The sequence below is a fragment of the Herbaspirillum huttiense genome (assembly GCF_004367745.1).
Lineage (GTDB): Bacteria > Pseudomonadota > Gammaproteobacteria > Burkholderiales > Burkholderiaceae_D > Herbaspirillum > Herbaspirillum huttiense.
The window spans coordinates 5,218,434-5,242,898 of the sequence record NZ_CP037993.1; the positions used below are offsets into that span (position 1 = coordinate 5,218,434).

14 protein-coding genes are annotated in these 24,465 nt (G+C 54.9%); 4 read left to right on the forward strand and 10 right to left on the reverse strand.

The features are described 5' to 3' along the window. Positions 1 to 38 precede the first annotated feature (38 nt). The 6 genes from E2K99_RS23310 to E2K99_RS23335 all read right to left on the reverse strand — a co-directional run bounded on the left by E2K99_RS23310 (position 39) and on the right by E2K99_RS23335 (position 10,161). Positions 39 to 2,027 (reverse strand): methyl-accepting chemotaxis protein, encoded by a 1,989-nt coding sequence (locus tag E2K99_RS23310; protein WP_166675106.1) that lies wholly within the window; start codon positions 2,025 to 2,027, stop codon positions 39 to 41. A 14-nt stretch (positions 2,028 to 2,041) separates the two neighbouring features. After that, entirely contained in the window at positions 2,042 to 3,046 is a 1,005-nt protein-coding gene (locus tag E2K99_RS23315) for a YCF48-related protein (protein ID WP_134223736.1), read from the reverse strand. Between the two features lie 9 nt (positions 3,047 to 3,055). After that, positions 3,056 to 5,419, reverse strand: a complete 2,364-nt coding sequence (locus E2K99_RS23320) for an efflux RND transporter permease subunit (protein WP_134223737.1) — start codon at positions 5,417 to 5,419, stop codon at positions 3,056 to 3,058. A gap of 92 nt (positions 5,420 to 5,511) precedes the next feature. Then, the gene (locus E2K99_RS23325; RefSeq protein WP_205703719.1) at positions 5,512 to 7,170 is read right to left on the reverse strand and encodes a DUF1302 domain-containing protein; all 1,659 of its coding nucleotides are present in this window, start codon (positions 7,168 to 7,170) and stop codon (positions 5,512 to 5,514) included. 101 nt (positions 7,171 to 7,271) lie between these two features. Then, positions 7,272 to 8,678, reverse strand: coding sequence for a DUF1329 domain-containing protein (locus tag E2K99_RS23330; protein ID WP_134223738.1), 1,407 nt, complete (start codon positions 8,676 to 8,678; stop codon positions 7,272 to 7,274). A 115-nt stretch (positions 8,679 to 8,793) separates the two neighbouring features. Next, positions 8,794 to 10,161, reverse strand: coding sequence for a purine-cytosine permease family protein (locus E2K99_RS23335; RefSeq protein WP_134223739.1), 1,368 nt, complete (start codon positions 10,159 to 10,161; stop codon positions 8,794 to 8,796). Between the two features lie 671 nt (positions 10,162 to 10,832). Here E2K99_RS23335 and E2K99_RS23340 point away from each other — a divergent pair. Continuing rightward, complete coding sequence (locus E2K99_RS23340; protein ID WP_134223740.1) at positions 10,833 to 11,867, forward strand: proline racemase family protein; 1,035 nt, start codon at positions 10,833 to 10,835, stop codon at positions 11,865 to 11,867. A gap of 34 nt (positions 11,868 to 11,901) precedes the next feature. After that, on the forward strand, positions 11,902 to 13,557 hold the full coding sequence (locus tag E2K99_RS23345; protein ID WP_134223741.1) for a choline dehydrogenase: 1,656 nt from the start codon (positions 11,902 to 11,904) through the stop codon (positions 13,555 to 13,557). Here the strand turns inward: E2K99_RS23345 and E2K99_RS23350 are convergent. Next, positions 13,554 to 14,369: a DeoR/GlpR family DNA-binding transcription regulator gene (locus E2K99_RS23350; protein WP_134223742.1), complete on the reverse strand. Its 816-nt coding sequence runs from the start codon at positions 14,367 to 14,369 to the stop codon at positions 13,554 to 13,556. The genes E2K99_RS23345 and E2K99_RS23350 overlap by 4 nt on opposite strands. A gap of 127 nt (positions 14,370 to 14,496) precedes the next feature. On the opposite strand from E2K99_RS23350, the gene E2K99_RS23355 reads away from it, so the two are divergent. Continuing rightward, a complete protein-coding gene (locus E2K99_RS23355) occupies positions 14,497 to 15,660 on the forward strand; it encodes an MFS transporter (protein ID WP_134224214.1) in 1,164 nt (387 codons plus the stop codon). After that, entirely contained in the window at positions 15,657 to 16,040 is a 384-nt protein-coding gene (locus tag E2K99_RS23360) for a VOC family protein (RefSeq protein ID WP_134223743.1), read from the forward strand. The genes E2K99_RS23355 and E2K99_RS23360 overlap by 4 nt, the downstream gene beginning before the upstream one ends. Positions 16,041 to 17,966: 1,926 nt before the next feature. Here E2K99_RS23360 and E2K99_RS23370 read toward each other — a convergent pair. The 3 genes from E2K99_RS23370 to E2K99_RS23380 are packed head-to-tail and all read right to left on the reverse strand — an operon-like array spanning position 17,967 to position 24,067. Then, positions 17,967 to 18,665 (reverse strand): restriction endonuclease, encoded by a 699-nt coding sequence (locus E2K99_RS23370; RefSeq protein WP_134224215.1) that lies wholly within the window; start codon positions 18,663 to 18,665, stop codon positions 17,967 to 17,969. Between the two features lie 4 nt (positions 18,666 to 18,669). Next, positions 18,670 to 22,290, reverse strand: coding sequence for an AAA family ATPase (locus tag E2K99_RS23375; protein WP_134223744.1), 3,621 nt, complete (start codon positions 22,288 to 22,290; stop codon positions 18,670 to 18,672). After that, positions 22,274 to 24,067, reverse strand: coding sequence for a hypothetical protein (locus tag E2K99_RS23380; protein ID WP_134223745.1), 1,794 nt, complete (start codon positions 24,065 to 24,067; stop codon positions 22,274 to 22,276). Before E2K99_RS23380 ends, E2K99_RS23375 begins: the two co-directional genes overlap by 17 nt. Positions 24,068 to 24,465: the final 398 nt, after the last annotated feature.

Here is a 24,465-nt window from a genome sequence, read left to right on the forward strand (position 1 = left end):
GGACATCGGTGCGGCGCTATCGTGCCGCTGGCACCAGCTCAGCGGGCCAACTGGAATGCGGCCATGGCCTGCTCGAGTTGCTTGGCATTTTGCTCCATCGATAGTGCCACTCCCGTGGTCTGCTCTGCCAACGCGGCATTGCGCTGGGTCATGTCATCGAGGTGGGCCACCGCCTTGTTCACTCCGGAGATATCCTGGCTCTGCTGCTCACAGGCTTCGGCGATGCCGGCGATCACACTGCCAACTTCGGCCATGGACAAGGCCAGCCGATCGATGACTGAACTGGCATGGCGTGCCGAGAGCATACCGTGTTCACTGCGTTGGGCCGAACCCTGGATCAGCGAAGCGATATCCCTGGCCGCCGTCGAACTGCGATGCGCCAGCGCCCTCACTTCGGTAGCCACCACCGCGAAGCCGCGCCCCTGGCTGCCGGCCCGGGCTGCCTCCACCGCTGCGTTCAACGCAAGAATATTAGTCTGAAACGCAATCGCCTCGATCTGCTCGATCATGGCCGCCATCTTTTGAGCACTATCCACCATCTCCTGCATGGATTGCACGACCAGATTTACCGCAACGGCACCGCTCTTGGACATGTCCACCACCCCGGCGCTCATCTTCTGCACGCGCTGGACATCCTCGGCATTGCTCCGTACGGTCTGGGCAAGCTCCGCAAGGGTACTGGAGGTCTGCTCCAGGGCCGTAGCCTGCTCCTCGGTCCGTCTGGAAAGATCATGATTGCCCATTGCCATCTCCGAGGCACTGGCCGCCACCGATTTGCCGATCTCATTGATACGAGTAACCACCGATACCAGTTGTCTGCGCATCACACTCATGGCGGCCAACAGGCTTCCGGGCACCTCCTTGTCTGCCAGCGGCTCGTGCACAAGGTCACCGGCGGCAATCCGGGTGGCGATGGCGGCCGCTGTGGCAGGCTCGCCCCCAAGGGGGCGGATCACCATTCGTCCAATGGCGAAAATCAACATCAGCACCACCCCTCCCAAGGCCAACACGCCCAGCCAAATGGCGTTCTTCCGCATGGACCGGACCTCCTTGAACACTTGCTCTTCCGGAGCGACCACCTCCAGCCACCAGGCATTATCGGTATTGGCAAGGCGCACCGGCGAGCGCACCAGGAAGGCGGCCTGACCCAGGTAGGGATCCTGTGCACTATCGATGCGTTCCTGTGCAGGATCCCGCCTGACGGCGATCTGGCTTCCCAGCTTGCTCGCGTCGGGATAGGCGATGAGCGTTCCCTGGTCAGAATAGAGCCGGACGTAACCAGTGCCATAGGGATGCTCCTTCCCCAGGAAGTCCTGCAGCGTATCCAGCGCATAGTCGACCGTGACGACTCCCAGGAAGCGTCCGTTGAGCACTATCGGAACCGCGACGGTGGTCATCATGATCGTCTTACCGTCGATGGGATAGGTGTACGGTTCGACCAGGATGGCACGCCCGCTTTGCTTCGGGCCGGTATACCAGACACCACCGGCGGGATCGGACGGCCGCTCGAAGCTGCCGATATGCTCAAGCCAGATCTGGCGTTGCGCGTTCCAGGATGCCGCCGAGGCATAGCGTCCGTTGATGGCCCTGGCGTTATCGTCGTCATTGACGTGAGCCGCATCCTGCCCATCGAACGCATCCGGTTCCCAGGCCGTTGCCATCCCCAGGTACTCAGGATTGCTGCTGACCTGCTGTATGAGCAGCGCGTCAGCCAACGCGCGCGTAGCCAGCTTGCTCTGTTTGAGTGTGATCAAGGCATCGGCCGTGGCCCGCGCCGTCCGCAGGGCATTGCTCAACTTGCTTTCGATCTGTGTACTCTGGTTGCTAGCCAGTTGCTCGGCGTAGCGATTTAGATGCTGTTGCTGCAGCGACGCCACGGCAGTGGTCAGCACCCAGACGCCACCGGCCATGCCCAGCAGACCGGTGGACAAGACCACGCACAGCAACCTGGTGCGCAGGCTCAGGCTTTGCCAGAAACTCACCTTGGTACCAGCCGCAGGCAGTGCGCGCAAGCGCGATGACAGCATGCGATCGCCGCGCATCACCGACTGACGCTTGCAGAGTCGACGACACCCTTTTTCGAGAACATCACCGTGCGGCCATCGCCGGCCTGTGTCACCGCCGTGAGCGGCAACCGGTCATCCCTCTGGCTGGGCTTGACGGTATCCCCGTTGATCTCCAGCACCGTACCGTCCAGCCCCACGGCCACGGCATTGTTGCCACGGCCCGCAAGATCCACCACCGAACTCTTGGTGCCAGAATCGAGAGCCACCCAGGTATCGCCATTGTCGGTGCTGCGATAGAGCGCGCCACGCAGACCACCGACGATCAAGCTGCCATTGCCCAGTGCCACACCGCTCCACAGCGAGCCCTTGTTGCCGGTCTTGAGGTAGCTCCAGTGATCACCGCTATCGGTGGAGCGCAGCACGATACCCTGCTCGGCGGCAACGAACAGGTCACCTTTTGCGTTGGCGAAGATCTTGTAGAGATTGCGGTCAGCCTTGCCCCCATCCGGAGGGGCCGGCAGGTTCTTCACGTTCCAACTGGCCCCGCCGTCGCGCGTCTCCAGGACCAGCGACCATAAACCGACGGCCACACCATCGGTCTTGTTCTTGAAATAAACCGAGAACAACGGTTGGTCTACCGCCGTATCGGAGCGCTGCAGTTGCCAGGTCTCCCCACCATCGGTCGTGTGGAGGATCACGCCCCACTGTCCGACGGCCCAGCCGTTGCTCTGGTCGGCAAAACTCACGCCGGTCAGGGTGACGCTCACCGGTACGCTCTTGGCTTGACGGAAGCTCTTGCCATCATCATCGGAAAGCAGTACGACGCCGTGGTCGCCGACCGCGACCAAGCGCTGACCAGCATGCGTCACGCTCAATATGGAGGCCGACGTAGCAACCGCAGTGATAGCAGCTGGCCGCATCGACACACCCCCTGCCGTGGCTGCCGGCTGTTGGGCAAAGGCCAACATGGCTGGCATGGAGATGCACGCCGCGAGCAGCAGGGAGCGCGCCGACAGACGATGAATAATTTTCTTCGACATAGCAATTTCTCAGTGGTGAGCCATCAATCCCGGGGCCTTCACAGGGCCGCGGCGAGGGAAGATCATTTCAAGGACGACCGCCAGCGCAGGCAATGCGGTCAAGGCCATGATCAGATTGACGATGAACATGAAGGCCAGCAGCTTGCCCATGTCAGCCTGGAACTTCAGGTCCGAGAAGGCCCATGTCGCCACGCCGATGGCCAGTGTGATGGCCGTGAAAATGGTCGCCATCCCGACTTCGACGATGGATTTTTCAAAAGCGGCGCTGATCGACAGTCCGCGGGACATGTGTTGCTGCAGGCTGTTGTAAATGTAGAAGGCGTAGTCCACGCCAATGCCGACGGCCAGCACCATCACCGGCAGCGTGGCCACGGTCAGACCGATTTGCAGCTCCTTCATGAACCAGTAGCCAATGAAGGTCCCCACCGCCAGCGGCAGACAGCAAGCCAGCACGGCACGGAAGTCGCGATAGGCAAAGAATACCAAGACGATAATGGCGGCATACACGTAGATCATCATGGGCAGCTCACTGCGTTCGACTTCATCGTCGATCGCTGCCATTACACCAGCGTTGCCGGCAGCCAGCCGAATGGTGATACCGGGCGCGGGATGGTCCTTACGGAACTGCTTGACCGCATCGATCACCTTGCTGATGGTCGTGGCCTTGTGGTCCGCCAGATAGAAGTGGACCGCAGTCATGCTGCAATCCTTGTTCATGTAACCACGGATACGACCGATTTCCGCACTCAATCCGCCATAGTTGCCGGCATCAATGGGAACCACCGCCATCTTGGGATTGCCCTCGTTATAGCCTTCATTGAAGGTGCGCAACTGGCCAGCATAGGAGGACACCGAAATGACGCCCGGTACACTCTGCATGCGCCAGACGAACTCATCCTGATAGTCTCCCAGGGCAACATTGCCGCAAGACTCCGGAGCCGCTTCAAAAACTACGCTGAGCCAGTCCAGTCCCATGTCATAGTTGCCGGAGATGGAAACGGCATCTCTGTTGAATCGCGCGTCCGCACGCAACTCCGATGCGCCTGCCTGCAGCGTGCCGATCACCCGGTCACGGCTTTGCCAGGCGGCCAGGGCAAACACGACCAGTGCGATGGAAAAGACCAAAATGGCATTGCGCGGCTTGGCAATGTGTGCCAGCGCAACCAGCCATTGCGAACGACGTTCGCGCTTGGCCATCGCCTTTTGCGCATAATCCGTGGTGAACTGGCAGCATGAGGCGGCCACCGGCAGCATGATCAAGTTCGTCACGATCTTGTAGGCCACGCCGATGGAGGCGGTCACGGCCAGCTCACGCACCATCGGAATGGGAATGAGGATCAGGGTGATAAACGAGACGAAGGCCGTGATCAGCGCCAGCGTCCCTGGAATGAGCAATCCGGTGAAGCTGGAGCGCGCCGCCTGCATGGACGTCTTGCCATGGGAAAGCTCGCGGACGATATAGTTGATCTGCTGCACGCCATGCGATGCACCGATGGCGAACACCAGGAATGGCACCAGCACGCCGAGTGGATCCAGGCCGAAGCCCAACAGCTTGAGCGTGCCGAACTGCCAGATCAGTGACGTCAACGAACAGGTGATCGGCAACAGCGTGAACCGGATCGAATGGCAATACCAGTAAATCGCCACTGCCGTCAGCAGCAGGGCGATACCGCAGAACACCAGCACGCCATTGGCGCCATCAGCGATATCGCCAATCTGCTTGGCAAAGCCGATGATCTGAATCTCGAACTTGTCATCCTCAAACTTCTTGCGGATCTGTTCTTCCAGGATATGGTTGTAAGCGATGTAATCCAGCTTCTTCCCGTCCCGGTCGACTTCATTGATCTCCGCGGTGATCATGGCGCTGTTCTGATCCCGGGACACCAGTGTTCCCACGAAGCCACCCTGACTGGTAGCACGCTCGATAGTGCCGATGATGTCGGGGGTCAGGTTGTCGGGGGTGATCGTACCGGAAATCACCGGGTCTGCGCGAAAGCCCTCTTCAGTGATTTCATTGACATAACTGTTGGGAGTCCACAGCGACTGCACCCCCGCGCGGTCGATATTGGGCAGATAAACCACTGCCTGGGTGACGTCATAGAGCTTCTTCAACGCTTCCTGGGTCCAGATCGATCCGGTCCTCGGCTTGACGACGATGGTCAGGCGGTTGGCTCCCAGCAAATCACTCTGATATTTCTGGAATGTCTGTACGTACTCATGGCCGATCGGCATCTGCTTTTCAAAGCCGGCGTCCATGCGTAGCTGCAATGCAAATACGGCCATCACAGCGGTAAACAGCCCGATGCCCCCCAATGTCAATTTGCGATGGCCGAAGAAGAATTTCTCCAGCGTCGCTACCAGCTTCATCAACATACCAATCCTTTAATCACTAATCGCTTGAGGCACTTCATCCTGCACCGGCCGACCTGCCGACTCCTCCAGGGAAACCGGCAGGGCGAGCCATCTTAGAAATTCCGGGTGATGAAACCGCCGAAGAACGCACGATCACGCAAAGGCTGTGCGGTCGAATTTCCAAAGAAAGTCGTGAAATTCAGGCCAGCCTGCCAGGTAGGCGGGTTCTGGTTGAACAGCACGTAGAAGTTGGCCGATCCGGCACCCTTCATGAAGTTTCCGTACACGTTCGGGGTGTACCCGCTCAGGCCACGGAAATACGTCACGCCAGGTGTCACCTGCCAACCGGAGATGAGCTTGCTGTCGTAGGTCCAGTTGAAGTCGAAGATCGCCCCTGTAGAGGTGGAAGTTCCCTGTACACCGGTAATGTTGGATGAGGCCGTACCACCGCTGTCATCCAACCACGGCAAACCACCTGCACTCGGACCATAGGTGACGCCGCCAATGGTGTAACGGTTGCTCTTGTTCACGCCGGGATACTTGATAGCCACCGCTTCGGCTGTGAAATAGGCGGTATCGGCTGCCAGTGCATCCAGAATCGGCTTGTTGTCACCTGGAGTCAGTTGCAGCTGCGCCGTCAGATGCAACTGATAGCGTTGAGCATCGGTGGAAAGGTGGCAGACCTCTGCAGCACCGGCACCGCAGGTTCCCGCCACTGGCGACAACGCGATCGCGTCCTTCGGGCGATAGCTCAATTCGCTGCCGATGGACCAGTTACCCAACGGGAAATTCATGCTCACGCCATACAGCTTGCGATTCTGCAGATATTCCAGCTCCGTCGCCCCGGTCGTGTTGTTGATCAGGACATTGGGCATCTTGTCGTGATAGTTCATCGCATAGAAGCCCACATCGAGCTGGGTATCAGCTGGCTTGTAGTGCAGCGCCACGCCATACTGCCCACTGTTCTTCGGCTTGTGCTCGTAGTCGCTGGTGGTAGCGACGGCCGCGCCATTGACTTGGCCATTCTGCCAACCCTTGCCAAACTGGTCGCCGGCGTTGAAATAGCTGCCTACAGGTGCCAGCCGGTTTGCATTCCAACCAAACTGATAATAGGTTTCAATGTTGAAACCACTACCCAGCCCCGTAGCGAAGCTGATCATGGGAGCCGGAAGAACCGCCTCCTTGAGCTGCGTGCCGGGAATATTGAGCTTTTGCAGATCCAAGGCGTTGGTGGAATTGATACCACCCGCCAGGAAGATACTTTCGCCCCAGCTGATCACCTGATTACCCAGGCGCACCCGCGCGGTCCTGCCGTTGAGATCGAATTCCTTGCTGACCCAAAGATCGAGCAGACGAACATCGGCGGTCAGCTGATTCTTGGCATCGTCTGCCAGTTGCGTCTTGCGCGTATCATCGGCGCGGAAATCCTTCAGCCAGCTGCCGCGGGCCAGAAACTTCCATTGATCCGGGAACTGCAGCAGCAACTCATGGGTGCCCTTCAAGGAGAGGGAGAACAGGTCTCCCTTGTTGTAGTTCTGGTTACCATCGTCACCTACGGTCCACTGCCCCGGCGTGGAGCTCGGATTGCAGCTGGTACCCGGATCGCCGACCAGAGAACAATCCTGGGAGCCGGCACGCTTGGCAAAGCCGAACGTGATCTGCGAATCAAACGAACCCTTGATCGATTCATTTTCGAACGTGAATGCATGGGCGCCGCTGCTGAACGCAATACCCAAGCTGGCGACCAAGATTTTCTTATTGAACATCATCATTACCTCCCCGCGCTTGCTTTATTTTTTAAGGATGAGTCTGCCCAGGGGGCATGTCTGGTTGACATGTCCCACTGTTGCAACTCGACGAAGTGATTGCCTGGTTAGCGTTCGCTCAGGGAACGCAGGTTTTCAGGTGTATAGAAGTCCGGTTTCAATGCACGGTTGTTTCCTGGCTCGGCGAAAAACTTGACATCCTTGTGGGAGCCCACTGGTTGCTGGTCCGTGATATAGCGACCGGTGACCAGGTTGTAGTTCACGAAAGCCGAGAACATGCACGCATTGTTGGCATCCCAAGCTGGGATCATCTCTGTTTCGCGCACCATCCACAGATTGCCCTTGGCGTCGTAGTCGTCGGCCACGACCAGGCTCCAGGTATCTTCGTCCAGGTAGAAGCGGCGCTTGGGGGCGCTGTGACGCACACCGTTCTTCACCGTTCCCTCGACTACCCATACACGGTGCAGCTCATAGCGATGACCGTTCTTTTCGGGCATATCGGGCTTGAACGCCTCATCGGCCTCTTTGCGGAAATCATAGGCGGCGAAATCGTTATAGGGGATGTAGATCTCCTTCTTGCCCACCAGCTTCCAATCGAAGCGGTCGATGCGGCCGTAATAGCCGGAGATGATGTCGACCGGATATTCGCTTTCCCATCCGATGGACGGTGCATCATAGGAATACGACGGCAGTCGACGCACCCGACGCTGCCCGGGGAAGTAGTAGAACGACTCCGAGTCAGCGTTGTATGCCGTGTTCAGAATTGCGGCCTGCCCCGCCAATGCCGCTGGCGATTCGTACTTGAAGAAGGTCATCGAGTCCTGCGGCGGCAGCTCACTGATTTTCTTGCTGCCCTTGCCACCCCAAGGATAGTAGAAGATCTGGTACGCCCTCAGATCGATCCACTCGTTGGAGCCTTTGCGCGGCGATGCAAGCGAACGGACCTGCGGGATTTCCCAGCCGATACCGGTGTAACGCAATTTGTGGTTCCAGATTGCCTGCGCGCCGTTCTCCGGAATCGGGAAGGGAACACCAGGCAGATACGCGTCCTTGATGTCGTAGCCGTTATCGGCCAGCTTCGCAAAGCCGACGTTCTTCTTCGTGTTTTCGTTGACCCACTCGGGGAAGCCGCAATTGCGATGCGTCGGGTACACATCCATCTTGTAGCCCTTGGTCTTCTTGATCAGTTCGACCTGCCCCGGGGTCAATTTGTCCGCGTACTTATCCACGTTGGATGCATCGATCGAGAACAGGGGCTTCTCGCCCTTGTGCGCCCAGTAATCACCGCGGTACTTTCCTTGCGCCCAGCCAGCCTGCGGCACATCCTTCCCCTCCCACTTGGGGATGCTGCCATCCTTGTTGGGTCCCGGTTCAGCGCCCACGGGGGTGAGTTGGCTACCCAGCTGGTCCGCATCTGCAGCCTGCGCAGGAACTGCAGTAACCGCAAACAGAACCGCCGCTGCAATCGCAGACAACGACATCGCCGAGCCATCAATCAATACACTGTGTTTCATTTTTCCTCTCCAAAGGAACTACAAATGTTGAATACCAACTGGAATTTGCTTTTTTGGGGGTACAACCATCCCTCGCGACTTAACGCGAACATTGCGGCACTGAGAAATTAGAAAGTTAGAGCGGCTTCAGGCGAACCTCACTGGGCACCACGTGTCGACGGTTGGCAAAGTAGTAGAGAACCGCCGGGACAAGAAGACTGGGGATCCAACTCACATCTGCGCCGATCCTGATGGCGAAGTAGCCGTGATAGAACGAAAGGTCCATGAAAGGCAGCTGGAGCAGGATGGACACAAGGAAGATGAACAAGGTCTTGATGTTATAGCGACCGTAAATTCCATCCTCGCAATACATGTCTTTGACGCTGTACTGTCCATGGCGGACCAGATAGAAATCGACCAGGTTGATGGCACTCCAGGGCACGAGCACATAGATCTGCGCGACCAGAATATCGGAGAAGTAATCGTTGAACTTGTACTGAGTGACGATAGCGATGATCGTAGCCAGAACAGCGATCACAGTCATCGCGACCAGCTTGGTGAGCCGCCCGACTCTGACCATACCGCGAAAGCCGGTGAAGATTGTAGCCGTGGACATGTAGGCGCTGTACAGGTTCAGAACATTGATTTCCAACACCCCCAGTACGATGAAGAACAGCACCGGACGCGACCAGTCACCGAACAGGTTGGCCACACCCGTTCCCGGATCCTTGGTGATATCGGCGATACCGGTGGCCAAGACAGCACCCAGCATCATCACCAGCATGGCGCCGATGGCATTACCGAGGTAGCTATACCAGAAGGTCTCGCGGGTGGAGATATTCTTGGGCAGGTAACGAGAATAGTCTGCCACGTACGGACCAAATCCCAGGGTCCATGAAGCGGACTGGGCGACGACCAACATGAACGCGCCATTGACAAAGTGTGACCCCTCAGCGTTCCACTTGACCGCCCCCGGGGTCTGGAAGATCAAATATGCGGCGCCGGCGAAAATCAGACCGGACATGGCCGACATCAATACGCCCATCTTGTGGATCAGTTCGTAACCCACATAGGCGATAACAAGCGTGGCAGCCCCGAAAACAATGATGGCTTCGTTGTCAGTCATCGGAAACACCGACTTGATCGAGTCGCGCATCACCACGGCATTGGCGGCGGTGAACAAGATGTAGGAAAGCACGACGATGAGCAACGGAATTCCCGCACCCAATACACCGAACTGAGCCCGGCTCTGGATCATCTGTGGAATCCCCAGGTGCGGACCTTGCGCAGAATGGCCGGCCATGAAAATAGTACCGATCATCGTGCCAATGATGATGCCGACCAGAGTCCATCCCAGGCTCAATCCTGCCGCCACCCCCAATGTGCCCACCACCAGGGTGGTGACTTGCATGTTGGCACTGAACCAGATGGTAAACAGGCGACGGGCGTCGCCGTAGCGTTCATTCTCCGGGATGAACTCAATACTTCTGCTTTCGATATCCACGTTTTCTCCTCACACACTTATTCAACTGCAGCCCCATCGGCGAGCCAGCGCGAGATTGTTGTCATTGGGCTGAAACGCCCCACCTCTCGAAGGTCAACAGATTGTAATCAATTACATTTCTATTACAAGAGAAGATTCCAAATTTCCATGCCGTGGTGCGTCATGAAACCACCAGCAATAGGGCAAATCATCATCATCCCCCCAGAAATCCGCGACCACATCTTTCCCAACAACAACAATCTACAACCAATTTTAGTAATCGATTACACCTTAGCACGATTCATACCACCCTTTTCCTACACTAATGCACCACTTGATGGATGGCTTTTTCCGCGATTGCGCACCGTAGACGGGCGGCATGCCTCGATCTGGTGCGACGCCGCCTCATTCTGTTTCGCTGCAGTGCAAAATCAAAAGATGTCGGATCTTTGCAAACTATCCGAAATCCTGCTGGATAAGGGATTGCAAGCGTCGAACCGGATTTCCGCCTGCACATCCTACAAACGCAGAAGCATTGACCGAACGAGCATGAAATGGCTCAGGAAATGTGATCTGAGGTAAAAAAATAATAGGTGACAAAATAATTTCGCCAATATAATGTAATCAATTACATTTTGATGTTCCATAATTGAGCTTGTCTTTCGGGCAGGTACCTATTTGAGGTAAGACACATGAATCTGAAACGAATGGTCAATGTAGTGGGAGTACACACTGGGGGCGAGCGCAATGACGTCATCGTAGGTGGCGTCAGGGATGTACCCGGGAAGTCGGTGTTCGAGAAGATGAGCTACCTGGAAAAGCACTCCGATGAATTGCGTAAGTTCCTCCTGCAGGAGCCGCGCGGCAGTGTCACCCAATGCGTCAACCTGGTGCTGCCGCCCTGCCATCCAGAGGCCGACGCCGGCTTCGTCATTATGGAGTCCCAGTTCTATCCCCCCATGTCCGGCAGCAACACCATCTGTACCGTGACGGCGCTGCTGGAAACCGGGATGATTCCCATGCAGGAACCCTACACCGACGTCACCCTGGAAGCGCCTGGTGGCCTGGTACGGGCACGCGCACATTGCCAGGGTGGAAAATGCGTCAGCGTCAAGTTCTCCAATGTCCCCTGCTTCGTGTTTGGCCTGGACCAGCATATCGAGGTACCAGGACTGGGAACGCTCAAGGTCGACGTCGCCTATGGCGGGATGATCTATGTAATCGTGGACGCGGCTGCGTTGGGATTTTCCGTGAAGCCCGACGAGGCGGCCAGGATGGTGGAAATAGGAGAGGCCATCAAAGCCGCTGCGGCCCAGCAATTACCGGCGGTCCACCCGGAAAATCCCGACATTCACACGATCAACCAGACGCTATTTGCTGGCCCCATTGAACAAGGCCCTGATGGTCCCATGTCGAGCAACGGCGTCATCGTCTCCCCTGGGCGACTGGATCGCTCCCCTTGTGGAACGGGTACCAGTGCGCGCCTGGCAGTGATGCATGCGCGCGGTCAGATCGGCGTAGGCGAAAAATTCACTCACCGCTCCATCATCGGCAGCGAATTCACCGGTGTCATCGAGGAAACCCTGTTGGTGGGTGGACTTCCTGGCATCCGCCCGGCCATCACCGGCAACGCGTGGATCACCGGTTTCCACCAATATGTGCTTGACGCATCCGATCCCTTCCCGACCGGATTCACGCTCAGCGATTTGTGGAAGACAAACAAGTAATTTTCAAGATATTCAGTATCTCTGGAGGATATGCATGAAGGACATTCACGGGCGAGCCATTGCCGCCGAGTACGACTACGTTGTCATTGGCTCCGGCTCTGCCGGGAGCGTCATGGCTGCGCGCCTGGCCGAGGACGGCATCCAGAAGGTGCTTCTGATCGAAGCGGGTCCGAAGGATAATGCCACCGTGATCCGTATGCCTGCGGCACTGGGGTTTCCACTGATGAATGACAAATACAACTGGTACCTGCATTCGGAACCGGAGCCGGAACTGGGCGGCCGCAAGATCTACGAAGCGCGTGGGCGGGTACTGGGAGGATCGTCGTCGATCAACGGCATGAACTGGGTCAGAGGCAATCCCTGGGATTACGATAACTGGGAAGCGATGGGTAACAAGGGCTGGAGCTACGCAAGCGTCCTCCCTTACTTCCGAAAGGCCGAAACCTTCGATCAAGGGGCCAACCGATATCGTGGCGGCACAGGTCCTATGCGCATCGAGACCTGCAAGGCTCGTAATCCACTCTACAGGGCGTTTCTGGAAGCGGGTAAGCAAGCTGGATTGGAATACGTTCAAGACCACAATGCCTATCGTCAGGAAGGCGTGCATATTACCCAGCGTAACGTCCATAAAGGCCTGCGCTGGAGCAGCTCGCGTGCCTATCTGCATGCGACCCAGCCCAGAGACAATCTGCATGTCTGGACCGGCGCCCAGGTCCTGCGTCTGCTCTTCGAGGGGAATCGGGCGATCGCGGTGCGCGTCGCCTACGGCAAACAACAACTCGACATCATGGTCGCAAAGGAGGCCGTGGTGTGTGCTGGTGCCATCCACTCACCTCACCTGCTCATGCTGTCAGGCATCGGGGATGCAGAACAGCTGACTAAACTGGGAATCCCGCTGGTGCAACATCTGCCTGGGGTCGGGGTCGGCCTCAAGGATCACCTTGCAGCGCCAGTCCAATATCGGGCAATCCAGCCAGTTTCAGCGGCCACCGAACTTACGATGCTGGGCAAGCTTAAGTTGGGCATGCAATGGGTGTTCTTCAAGAAGGGACTCGGCGCGACAAATTTCTTTGAAGTCGGCGCATTCATTCGTACACACGAGGATGTCAAGGTCCCGAATATCCAGTTCGAGTTCATTCCGATGCTCGGCGAGATACAGCACGGCAATGTGAAACTGGAAAACGGCTTCCAGTACTTCTTCAGCCTGATGAGACCAACCAGCACCGGCAAAGTATGGATAGACAGCGCTGATCCGTTCGCCCCCCCCAAATTTGTCTTCAATTTTCTATCGACCAAAGAGGACCAGCGCGATGCCATCGCGGCGGTCAAGGCGATTCGCCACATCGTCAACCAAGCCGCATGGGCGCCCTTCCGCGGAGAAGAAGTGTTGCCAGGAAAGGCCGTCACCTCGGATGAGGATATCCTCGCTTTCCTGCGTGAGCATGCCGGCACCAACTACCATCCGAGCTGTACCTGCCGCATGGGAACCGACGCCATGGCAGTGGTTGATGCACAGGCCCGTGTTCATGGCGTAGCAAACGTGCGGGTGGTGGATGCGTCGATCATGCCCGAGATCGTCAGCGGCAATCTCAATGCTCCGGTGATCATGATGGCCGAGAAGATCGCAGACGATATGCGCGGACAAACAGGCCAACCTGACGTCCACGCCGAGTATTACCAGGCTGCCTAGTCAGCCGCCGGCCCTGCTGGCCGCACCTGCTCCGGGTTCATGCTGGCACGATGAACGGTCACGCCTTTTTGCGAAAAAGGCGTGACCCTGTCCTCGGTCTCATCGGCCTGCACCACCAGATGCGAAATGTGCTGGCAGTCCGTAATCCGATAGGATGCCACACTGGCCAACTTATCTGCGGTGACAGCCATGATCACCTCTGCGCTCTGCGCTACCAGAGCTTGCTTGAACTCGGCATCCCGATAGTCATGCACGGATGCGCCCGCCAACAGATCCAGCGCGCACACACCCAGCACGCACTGATCGAAATGCATGCTCCGAATCTGGTTCAAGGCCGTGACGCCCAAGGCGCCGGCGACAGTGTTGTCGATCAGCCCACCCACCATGATGAGCTTCACCGTCGCATGGGACATAACCGCCATGGCAATCGCCGGTGTGTTGGTGACCACGGTGATATCGGCATCCGGCGGCAGCGAGTTTGCTACCGCCAGGTTGGTCGTTCCCGCGTCGATGAATACCAGCGCCCCAGGTTTGAGCAGCAAGGCGCATGCCCTGCCCAGGGCTTCCTTGACGTTTGCACTTTCGCTCAGCCTGGACGCGAAATCCGCTCCCCCTGAGGGCATGTGTATCGCGCCCCCATGCACACGACGGCAAATGCCTTCCTTGTCCAATTCCTCGAGGTCGCGCCGCACCGTGTGCTCTGAAACCTGCAATTGCTTGGCCAGTTGTGCACAATAAACCCGACCTTCCGTTTTGAGCGTTTCCAAGATGATTGCGTGGCGATTTCGCGCAAAAACCGTATTTTCTTGCATATATTTCGCCCATTTCCTCGACAAATTTGAAAAATACGAGTAAGATTATGCTCGATTTGATACATTTTGAAATTGTACTCGATTTGCACGTTTTGCAGTGTCTATCACTTTATCCAAGCTCAGCCTGATGGAGGATTCCTTGGCGAATAATGATGGAGTGCGTCTGGCGACGCGACTCTCTTTCTTTGCGGCTGGCTTCGGGCTGGCGGCGTGGGCGCCACTGGTGCCGCTCATCAGACAGGAACTGCAGCTCGATGAAGGTGTGCTCGGAGCCCTGCTGCTCTGCCTGGGCGGAGGCTCAGTGGTTGCCATGCTGGGCACTGGTACCCTGAGCGCAAGGTATGGGACCAAGTCCATCATCGTATTGAGCGGCCTGGCACTGTCGCTGACCTTGCCCGTGCTGGCTGTGGCGCGCAACCAATGGGAACTCGCCATTGCATTGGCGATGTTTGGTGCCGCGCTCGGCAGCCTGGATGTCGCCATCAATCTCAACGCGGTCATAGTTGAGCGGGAGGCTCACAAGCCATTGATGTCAGGCTTCCACGCAATGTTCAGCGTCGGTGGATTTGCTGGCTCCGCAATGATGACATCGTTACTCTCTGCGGGGGCCAGCACTGGTACCAGCACCGGTGTGGCGGCATTGATCATCGGGCTGGCGATGCTCCTCGTATCGCCCAGACTGAAGAACGTCTACTCTGCCCAGAGGACTCCTCTCTTTGTGGTGCCACGTGGTGTGGTCATGATGCTAGCCTTGCTTGCAGGCGTCACCTTCTTAGTGGAGGGAGCCATTCTTGACTGGGGCGGCGTGCTTCTGACCGACTCTGGACTGGTCCAGGCGTCGCATGGCGGGGCAGGCTACATCTTCTTTTCCGTGGCTATGCTGGCAGCCCGATTTGCTGGTGATGAGGTGATTGCACGATGGAGTGACCGCACCGTACTGTTCTGGAGCGGTACGTTGGCGGTATTGGGTATCGGTTCGGTCCTGGCAGCCGAAGCAACATGGATGGCATTGGCTGGATTTTTCCTCATCGGCACCGGGGCCGCCAATATCGTTCCAATTTTGTTCAGGCTAGCAGGACGCCAACGCACGATGCCTCCAGGCCTGGCCGTGTCCGTGATTTCCACAATCGGCTACGCAGGCGTCCTGGTCGGCCCGGCAGGAATCGGCTTCGTTGCCAAACATGCCAGTCTTCCCGTGTCCTTCGCCTTGCTGGGGGTGCTATTGTGTGTAGTCCCCGCCCTGGCTTATCGCGTCACCCACAGTAACAACCCGGCCAAGGAGTCTTCATGAAGATCGCACATGTAGCCTTGTGGACCCGCGACCTTGATGAGGCTGCACAGTTCTGGCAGCACTATTTCGACGCGAAGATCGGTCCTGCTTACCATAGCAAGCGACGCCCGGGCTTCGTCTCGCGATTTCTCACGCTTGCTGGCACCGATGTCCAGATCGAACTGATGAGTGCACCATGGTTGAAGTCGTGCGGCGACGGTGAGTTCCTAGGCTGGAGCCACATCGCCCTGTCACTGGGCTCGAAAGCCGCCGTGGATATGCTCGCACAACGATGCGCAGCACACGGACTGTTACACGCTGCGCCGCGCAAGACGGGGGATAATTTTTACGAAGCTGTGGTCGTCGGACCTGATGGTTGCCTAGTTGAAATTACAACATGAACAGTGGAGAAACTCTGGGGATTTTTACGTTTATGCGTCTAGTTTGCTAAGAATTCCGAATCACTGATCCAATTGAGATCGTCATGGCAATCATCCAATGCCCTAGATGAATGCGCACCTCGACTTTCAGCCTGGCTCAGCGCTGAAAGTCGAGGCGCGCAAGCAGAGACGGCCCCCTGAAATAGATGTTCCTGGACTTACGAGAGTTAGGATATGAAGGGTCTTATGACCGCGTGGCAGCCTTTGGGAGTCGGGTCAAATGGAGAGAGTCACCCATTAGCCGTTCTCTGTAAAGGAGAAAATTCAATACTCGCGAGGTTCCGCGATATCTTTTTTTCAAGCCATTGCGGTCGCGTTCTGTTGGCAGCAGCTTCGAGCCCTTCGCTTCAGTGTATGGTTGCGTGAATCGCACCAGTCACCCATGTGAATCAAGCGGAGCTCTGACTGATATCTCCGCCCTGGCAGTTCAGCTGCCCCAAAAGCATCTCGGTACCGTCTTGTGTCCAATTGATGACAATTCTATGGTTGCCGTGTAGCGGCCCCAGCCCTGTTATGGCTCACACTCCGGACGATCCATTTCCCCAAAACAAACAGCAATGGCAAACAGCACGGCATCCAATCAATTCTGATGGCTCAGTGTCCGCCCCTTTCCCTGACTCGCCGGCCGTTGCCAAACTTACGTAAAGCAACGCTCAATCGAGAACTGCTCTCCTGTCTTTAACATGTGATAGCAGGCACGTGCCAGTTTGCGTGCTACAGCCTTGACGGCAACGACGCCGTTTCGTTTCGCCTTCTTGCGTTGATAGAACTTACGTGCTGAATTGGAGAGTGGTGGCCACAAGACGCAGCAGAGCCATTCTTTCTCGGCTTATCGCCTCGGCAGCTTTGGAATGACCGAGGAAAACTTTTCAGCGCCATCCCATCCTCTTAATGGCCATGCTGCTGCTTAGCCGCGATTACCAAATTTTAGTGGCAGAGCATTTTTTTTGATTTGCTCGCAGATTTGCCCTCTCCATTTGAGCCACCTTCCATCGTCTACCAAAGGCTGCGACATGGTCGAACAAGCGCCCGTATATCGTAGTGGCAGCGATTGCCAACCTAATGCTGGGCAATGAGTCTCAGCCGGCCTACCAGCGTAAAAAATGGCCTTTTCCTGCGATGCCTCTTTACGGAGGCATCACTATTCAATCTTTTCTCTCTGGTGGACGCTTATACGTTTAGGAGCCACACGCTAAACCGTCCTGTTAAGCGAAGGTTCATACGAATCAGGTTACGCCTGATCCGGATTGAAATCAGCCACTTTGCCTTCGGAATAGGCAGGATATCTTGAAGGATGGAAAGGCCACTTACGCCACAATTCCGAATTATTTGCAATTTTACGCCGTAATAATAGTAATACCATGGACCGTCCCCCCAAATTAGTACCGATCTAAAGTAGAAATTTTCCAGCCAGGCTTCGTCGTCTCAACAGGATGAAGCAGGAGGTGTTCCTGACCTGAGACGAATTTTGTAGCCACCGGATAAGTGATTTCCTTATGCCAACGCCGAGGAGAACTCAATGAAGATGCGATTTACGGACGAACAGATCATCAGCATCTGGCGAGCCGCAGAGAGCAAAGAGAGAACGGCGAGATTTTGCTGGGTTTAAAAAAATGCGGCTCGATGCCTCCACGGGATCTCGATTGCTGCTCAAGGGGATTGAACACAGACAGACCAACCACGGGCCGGCGGACTATACCCAACAATGGCTTTGCGTTCGAGCAGGCGCTCCGCTGCCCATGAGATCGCACGAACGATTTTTCAAGGAATCTGGTGGTGATCGCTACTAAAGAAAGGGCACGTACCTACCGCAGACTATTTGTGCTGCTCTCCATATTATTGGAGCGGAGCTAATGATCCTTCGACCATTCAGGCACAAACAGCAGATTAACGAAGGGCATCTTCACATTTGCTCAGCCGATCCTCCAAGTCAGCAACAATTTCCAACGCTAACTGCATTGCCTGTTCTGCAGAATCAAGCTTTTCCGCTAGGGCTGACCAATACATCTTGAAGCCAGACAAATCGGCAGGGAATACGTTGAAATGTACTACCCTCATAATCTCTTGAGCGACCGACATAGCCATAAAACCTGAATACACGTACCCAAAATCCTCAACTTCTTGGCGTAATCCTAATGCGATACGAGTAGACTTTGGAATCTCGTAGTAGCGAAAGCGACATTGTTCTAAGCGAGAATGTATTTCCGACATCCGACTCGCCCGAATGTTCTTCGACACAATACTCTGCAAGTCGGCTAGTGATGTGACCTGCACGTTTGTTAAATTTGCGGCTTCGATTGCGCCTGATTGAAATCCGTTTTCAGCTAACAGAATTCCCTTGTCCGCACCAAGGTCCGCAACTATGGTCCTCAATCCCAGAACATGCAATTTGGAGACGCGATCTTTCCAGTATTTGCATTCCACAATCCACGTCACATCGAATCCAACGTGTCTGAACGTCACAAGAATATCCACATCATGATTCGTACGCACGCCTAGAACCGAAGCGTTGGTTACAGCATCCATGCCGGCCTGCCGGAAGAACTCGGCGGCCTTTTCTTGGTATTCGCGCCAAGCTGTTGTCATATCACTATGCAGAGAGTTCAGAGACCATTGGCCCATCAGCACCAATAGCTTGGAAACGGTAGAACTTGGCATCCTCTCCCAAATGGCGGAACTTATGCCTAGCTAGTTGCAATAACTTCTCGTCGCAAGTTGATATCACGAATTGTCGCTGCCCCTCCGAAGAGCTTTGCAGTCCGAGAATCAGATCGAGTAACGCGTAAGTATTGAGGTCATCAAAGTGAGTAACTGGATCATCCATCATGATGGATGAGAAGCCTGACCAAGTCTGCGAACTGCACGCGGTAAGGAAAAGACCTAATACAAGGGTCTGGACTTGAGACTGACTGAAAAAGTCCGTGGGTCTCAGAGAATCGTCTTTCCGCCGAATTCGAATACTAATGGCGGAATCTTTACTCGTGACATCGATTTCGCCGAATCCATAGACCGGTCGTAGCCTTTGCTGGATAACCGCGGTTCTAGGGCCATATTCCTTGATGAAGTGGTTAGTTGCGTAAGATTGTTGAGTGCTCAAAAGTTTCTTCACCTCGGTGAAGTAACTAATCCAGGGCTGAACTTTTTGAGCACGCGCCGTTTCTTCTTGAACGAGAGACTCATTGGCCTGAATATTCTTGCGAATATTATCGAAAGCCGCTGATGTTGCCGCTGTGTCTACTGCAACTTCTAGCTCGGCAACTCGGTCTCGCAACTTTAATACCGATACCTCAAATGCCGCATTGGCATCAACTTGTTGCCGTAGTTGATCGGGAGATACATCCTCACCAAAGTTGGCAGCAGAAAGGGCGGCGAGAACAGATTGAATTCTCGCCTGATGTTCGGCTACATCTTGATCGAGCTGCTGGACGTTAGCGAGAGCAGAGAGAGCTTCCGCCTTTTCTGCCGCATGGATTGCCTTCTGCTGGCTAACTTGACTGGCTGTTTCTTGAACAGTTGCGCTAGCCAAACTACGCTGCAAGTCGCATTCAGACTTTGCATCAACCAGTGGTTGCAAACCACCGGCAAAGTCGACTGCACCCCGATTGGCATCGTGTAGTAAAGCCGTTAAACGCTCGAGTGCGGCCTTTCGTACGGACTCGGTGTCTTGCCGTTGCGATTCTATCGATTGATATGTGGCTTGTGCAGATACAAGCGCACTCTCTACGGCCGCACACAACTGCCTCGCTGATTCCACAGCAGCCACAGCATGCAGTTCCGCCCCCAAAACCTGGTTATATATATTCTGCAATTGCATCTGCGTTTCGCTAGTTAGCGAAAGCCCATACGTAAGGAGCGAAGCTTCGCAATCCGCGCGTTGTGATTCCAGTTGTTGACGATGGTTTTGTATTTGACTAAGTTGCACTTCGTCATTTTTAAGTTTGGCCTTCAGATTATGTCGTTGCTCCCGATGAGTCTGAATTGCCTCCCTCTGAGTTGAAACAAGCGCCATTAACTGAATAATCTGGTCGCCTTCGTCCATACGCCGGTCAATCGCTGACAACAGTTCCTCAGTGCTTCCGTGGTTGTGGCCGCACAGTTGGCAGTTGGGCCCATCTACTAAGCCCCGCAATTCGGTGATGAGCTGTTTCTGTCTCGACTCTCTTGTTCTGGCGTTAGCGAGCGCTGCCTCAGCCTCAGCCAAAGATAGTTCCAGTGGAATGTCGGCTCGTACTGACTCATTGATGAGTCCATTTGTCTGGTCAATTGATGCTCTTAACAAGCTTTCTGCGTCATGCAATCCCGGTAAAGCGGGAGCCGCCAAGGTCCATGCTTCGAAAGCATCTTTGACCAACTGAAAACGAGCGCGCTTATCCGAAGCAGCCTTGAGCCCAGCGTCCGAGTTTTGAAGTACTGCTGTGGCCTCTCGCTGATCAGCTTGCGCTTTTGTCAGTGCTTCTCTATGGCCAACAATTTGGGCCAACAATGCTTCCATCTCGGCTGCTAAACTTTGGACCTTAGTCGTAAGCTGCTCATACTCGGGTTGAGCCGACACGGCCCAATTTAGCCATTCAAGTCGACTTGAGTGGCTTCTTTCCTCAGCCTTCAGCCGTGCAAGCTTGCTCTCAAGCAGGTTGTATCGTTCTAAAGTTTCATGCTCCTGTGTTGCAGTTTTCTGCATAAGAGCCCGTCGCTCAAATAGCTGGGCATTCAAATTAGCAGATTGTGTACGGAGCGAACTAAGCATCTCAATCTGTTCGATAGCACGCTCCAGTGTCGCATTCTCAGAAACCGCTCTTGATGCGGCTCCTTCAAGCATGGCTCGCAGGGAACGAGTGTCACGTGATGCTATGTGGGAAATGTCGAAACCGGCAGCTGCGATTAGAGCCTCTATCTCAGCAAAACGAGCGTCCAGAACAACAGACGATGCATTTGAGGTAGCAAGTTTTTCTAACCGCTCCAACTCTTGACGCTCAACGGCAATAGCGTGTTGAGCGCTAGCGATTCTTTCGGAAGTCTTGATGTGTTCAGTGGTCGCCAGTTTGATGACTTCATCGGCCTTCTTGAGACCACTCGCGTAGTCTTCAAAGGCGAGCATGCGCGCCACTAGGTCGGAGGATAGCTCGCACTTGGTAGCGACATCCTTTGTGAGTTCCTGATTCTCTTGACTGAAAAGATGCGTAGCACGGAAAAGATCGACGAGACTATCGACCCGATCAGCACCAGGCGCTGCTCCCCCGGTCAGAAGACTGAGTACTTCCTTGCGAGGCGTACTCTTTCCGTTCACCAAAGCGTTGTTGACGTCCTCAAGTTTCCGTGTGATGACGTGGGTTTTTCCTTCACGCTCGAACGTCAACGAAACCTCAGTTGGCTCACCCTCACTGTCCAGGTGCTTAGCCACCTTGGCGAACCCGCCTAATGCCTTGGGCAGGCGTCCAACACCTCCCGTAACTACAAAATCGAGGGCATCGAAGAAGGACGTCTTCCCAAAACCATTTGGGCCATAAAGGACTGTTACAGCGGCCCCAAGTTTAAATTCCTTCTTTGTCCGATACGCTCTGAAGTTTTGAATGGAAATAGACTTTAATATCGATTGAACCCGGTCCTCTGCGACCACGGCATTCGCAATAGGAGCAGCAGACAATTGCAGTGCATCGGGGGGACCGAATGCTCCATCAAGACAATCAGAAAGTATTTTAGTGGCACTGCTTGTGGCCGGCACAACAAGCCCCTTCGCTAGCTCCGCCTTGAGATTTCTCTGACGGAGCAAAGTTTGAGCAGAGGGTGGCCTTATCTGAGCACCGTGGGAAACCGGGGATAAAGGGAGGAAAGGCAACCTCGCCAAGCTATCACTCAAGCTTCCACCAAGACGAACAACATACTTCCGGCAAAAGTACACATCGACTTCGACCCGTGAGTAGAAGTCAGGGTCCACTGTAATTTCTGCAGGAAGGCAATACACAAACGAAATATCCTTTGTGGACCACTTCACTGTGTTCTTCAAATAGTGCTTCTTAAAGGCGTCGTAGAGTTTCTGGTATTCAGCTTGGTCTCCAACGGCGAACGCCATTACCGCATGCTCTCGCAACATCATCACGACTGGAAGACATTGCTCTTGCAATTCTTCTTCGGAAAATTCGGCGTCCGGCATAAGCCTCGCCAGAGTGGTCCTTAGTTCGCTTGGCAAGCCTAAGATTTCAGGAGAGCTTTGCATTCAATGCCTCCATCAATTCGGCTTGGTTTGCGGCACCCCGATAGGCGTCGAGAACATCGCGATAGCCAACACGAACAATCGCACTGGTCGGCTGAGTAAACTTTGCCTCCGTAGACAATTCATCGGGGACTTGATCGAAAATGGACTTAAACCGTGGGTCCCATGAATTGTTATCCTCGTCACGGCTAACTACTACCAGTTGGCCTTTATGCGCTGGCAAGGAGTTGAGAATGTGTTTATCACATTCTTCATGACTCGCACCCATCACTGCAATAACCTCCACGCTCGTGTCACCTTTCGTCAGAGTTGCGTGAGCACCGATTCCATGGAATGTCACCGGATACTGCGCCACATCAAATATCGAGAAGGTATGCAAAACGTGCTTTACTGCGTAGCCTTCTCCCTGCTTCCACTCATCTGCCGTCACCTTTTTAGCGGTAAGGCTAGCAAAGTTCACCGTATTGTCGAGTGCATTTGCTTCGAGCGCTCTCAGTGCTCCTACGGTTCGCTGGTGGGCAATCCGAGCTGCCGCAGCTAGCGGCAGCTGCGCGTACTGAGAGGCCAATGACTTTGCCGGCTCGTCCAATTCATCATTCATCCATTTCACGACAGCAGGTACGGCTTTTCCAGGTACCCTCGGGTCGTGTGAACCTCTAAAGGGATGTACTGCGGGCTCACGTACCGCGAAGCTACGCCCTGCTGCACCAGGTGGCAAAGTGGAAGGATGAATAACCAAGAATGAATGAATGCAAGCACCACTCTCACGAAAAACTGCGTCACGGAAATTTTCCAAAACAGCTGCTCCTCTCTGTGGAGCGCCTCCATTCCCGTATGTAGGCATGCAATCCGGACGTGAGAATCGACTCTGGGTGACGATAACGGCTGATTGACCGAATCCCTGTGCTCTACCGGGCTCCCTCACGCCTGCAACGTTGGCCATAACCAAGCACGTATCATCTCTGGTAACCCTCGGATGTTGGTTAGGATCAAAGAATGGAGCGACCTGACTCATGAAAGACACATGCGAAGGAGCGGGATTGCATTGCGCTACAAATAGCCAGGTCAGCGGAAGGGTGCCTCCAAATCCAGCAGCTCGAGCACTAATGCCTTCGAGCAGCCACTCCCACATCCTCTTTGAATTTAAAGAGCCGATCCAGTCAAAACAAAGCAAAGTGGCAAACTGAAATGGTGCGTCTATATTCGAGTGAACACCTTTGAAAACATAAATTGAACGCCCCTGATACATCGACATGTAATTGACATTTAGCTCAACCCAAGCGGGAGTAAGCTTGGGTTGGACCCAGCTCCGGACCTCTCCGTTTGGTAGCTTCGCCCAGGTAACGGAACAGTTCACCCACTGATGCGCCTGTATGCGCTCAATAGGATTGTGGACATGGTCATAAGTAGTTAAGGGCTTTTGAACGAGTTCGACGAACTGGTCTTTAGTCAGTCCGTCCACGCCCCCGATTACCAACGTTTCAGTAGGCCACTCGGGGGCTTGCATCGCTGTCGAAATTCGATCAACACCCTCTAACCCAGGAATCGCGCACTCAGGAAAAATGGTGAAATGCGTCTTGGCCGCGCCATGCGGGCAGTTACGAGATACGGCTAGAGTATCGTCAATGCAGTCGAGCGCACGTTGCCGTTCAGCTGGCGCCCAAGTGAAAGGTTCTTGATGCACAAATTCAACATATGGCTGAGCAACAACCATTGCCACCTCCCCACGTGGAAGGCGCACCCCTAGCTCACCAAAGTCAACCTCGACAGCCTCAACCATCAGAGTTCCCCATATTTATTTTGATATGATTTTGACACATTTTTCGTCTATCGCGCATTTGCTGAAGACTCGACAAAGAATGTGCGAAAAGAAGGGATTAACCGTTAACTTGCAGAAGTGAAAGGCCGTTAGTTAGTTGAGCGGTGCGGACATTTCCTACACGCCTGTTTGTCCCCAAGAGGTCTGGCAGGCCGGAAATTTCTACTTTAGACCGGTACTAATTCCGCGGCACGGTCAGTTTGAACCGGCATAGAGTTGGGCAAGACTTAAAATGATTAATCCAACTTAGCACCGCCTGACAAAGAAAAACTAGCGGAAGCAGTCGCCACCCCCGCAAGGATTGATAGTCTCTGTGAAAGGAGCCATCGTGAAAGTCAGCCAGCCTGAAGTATTAGTTA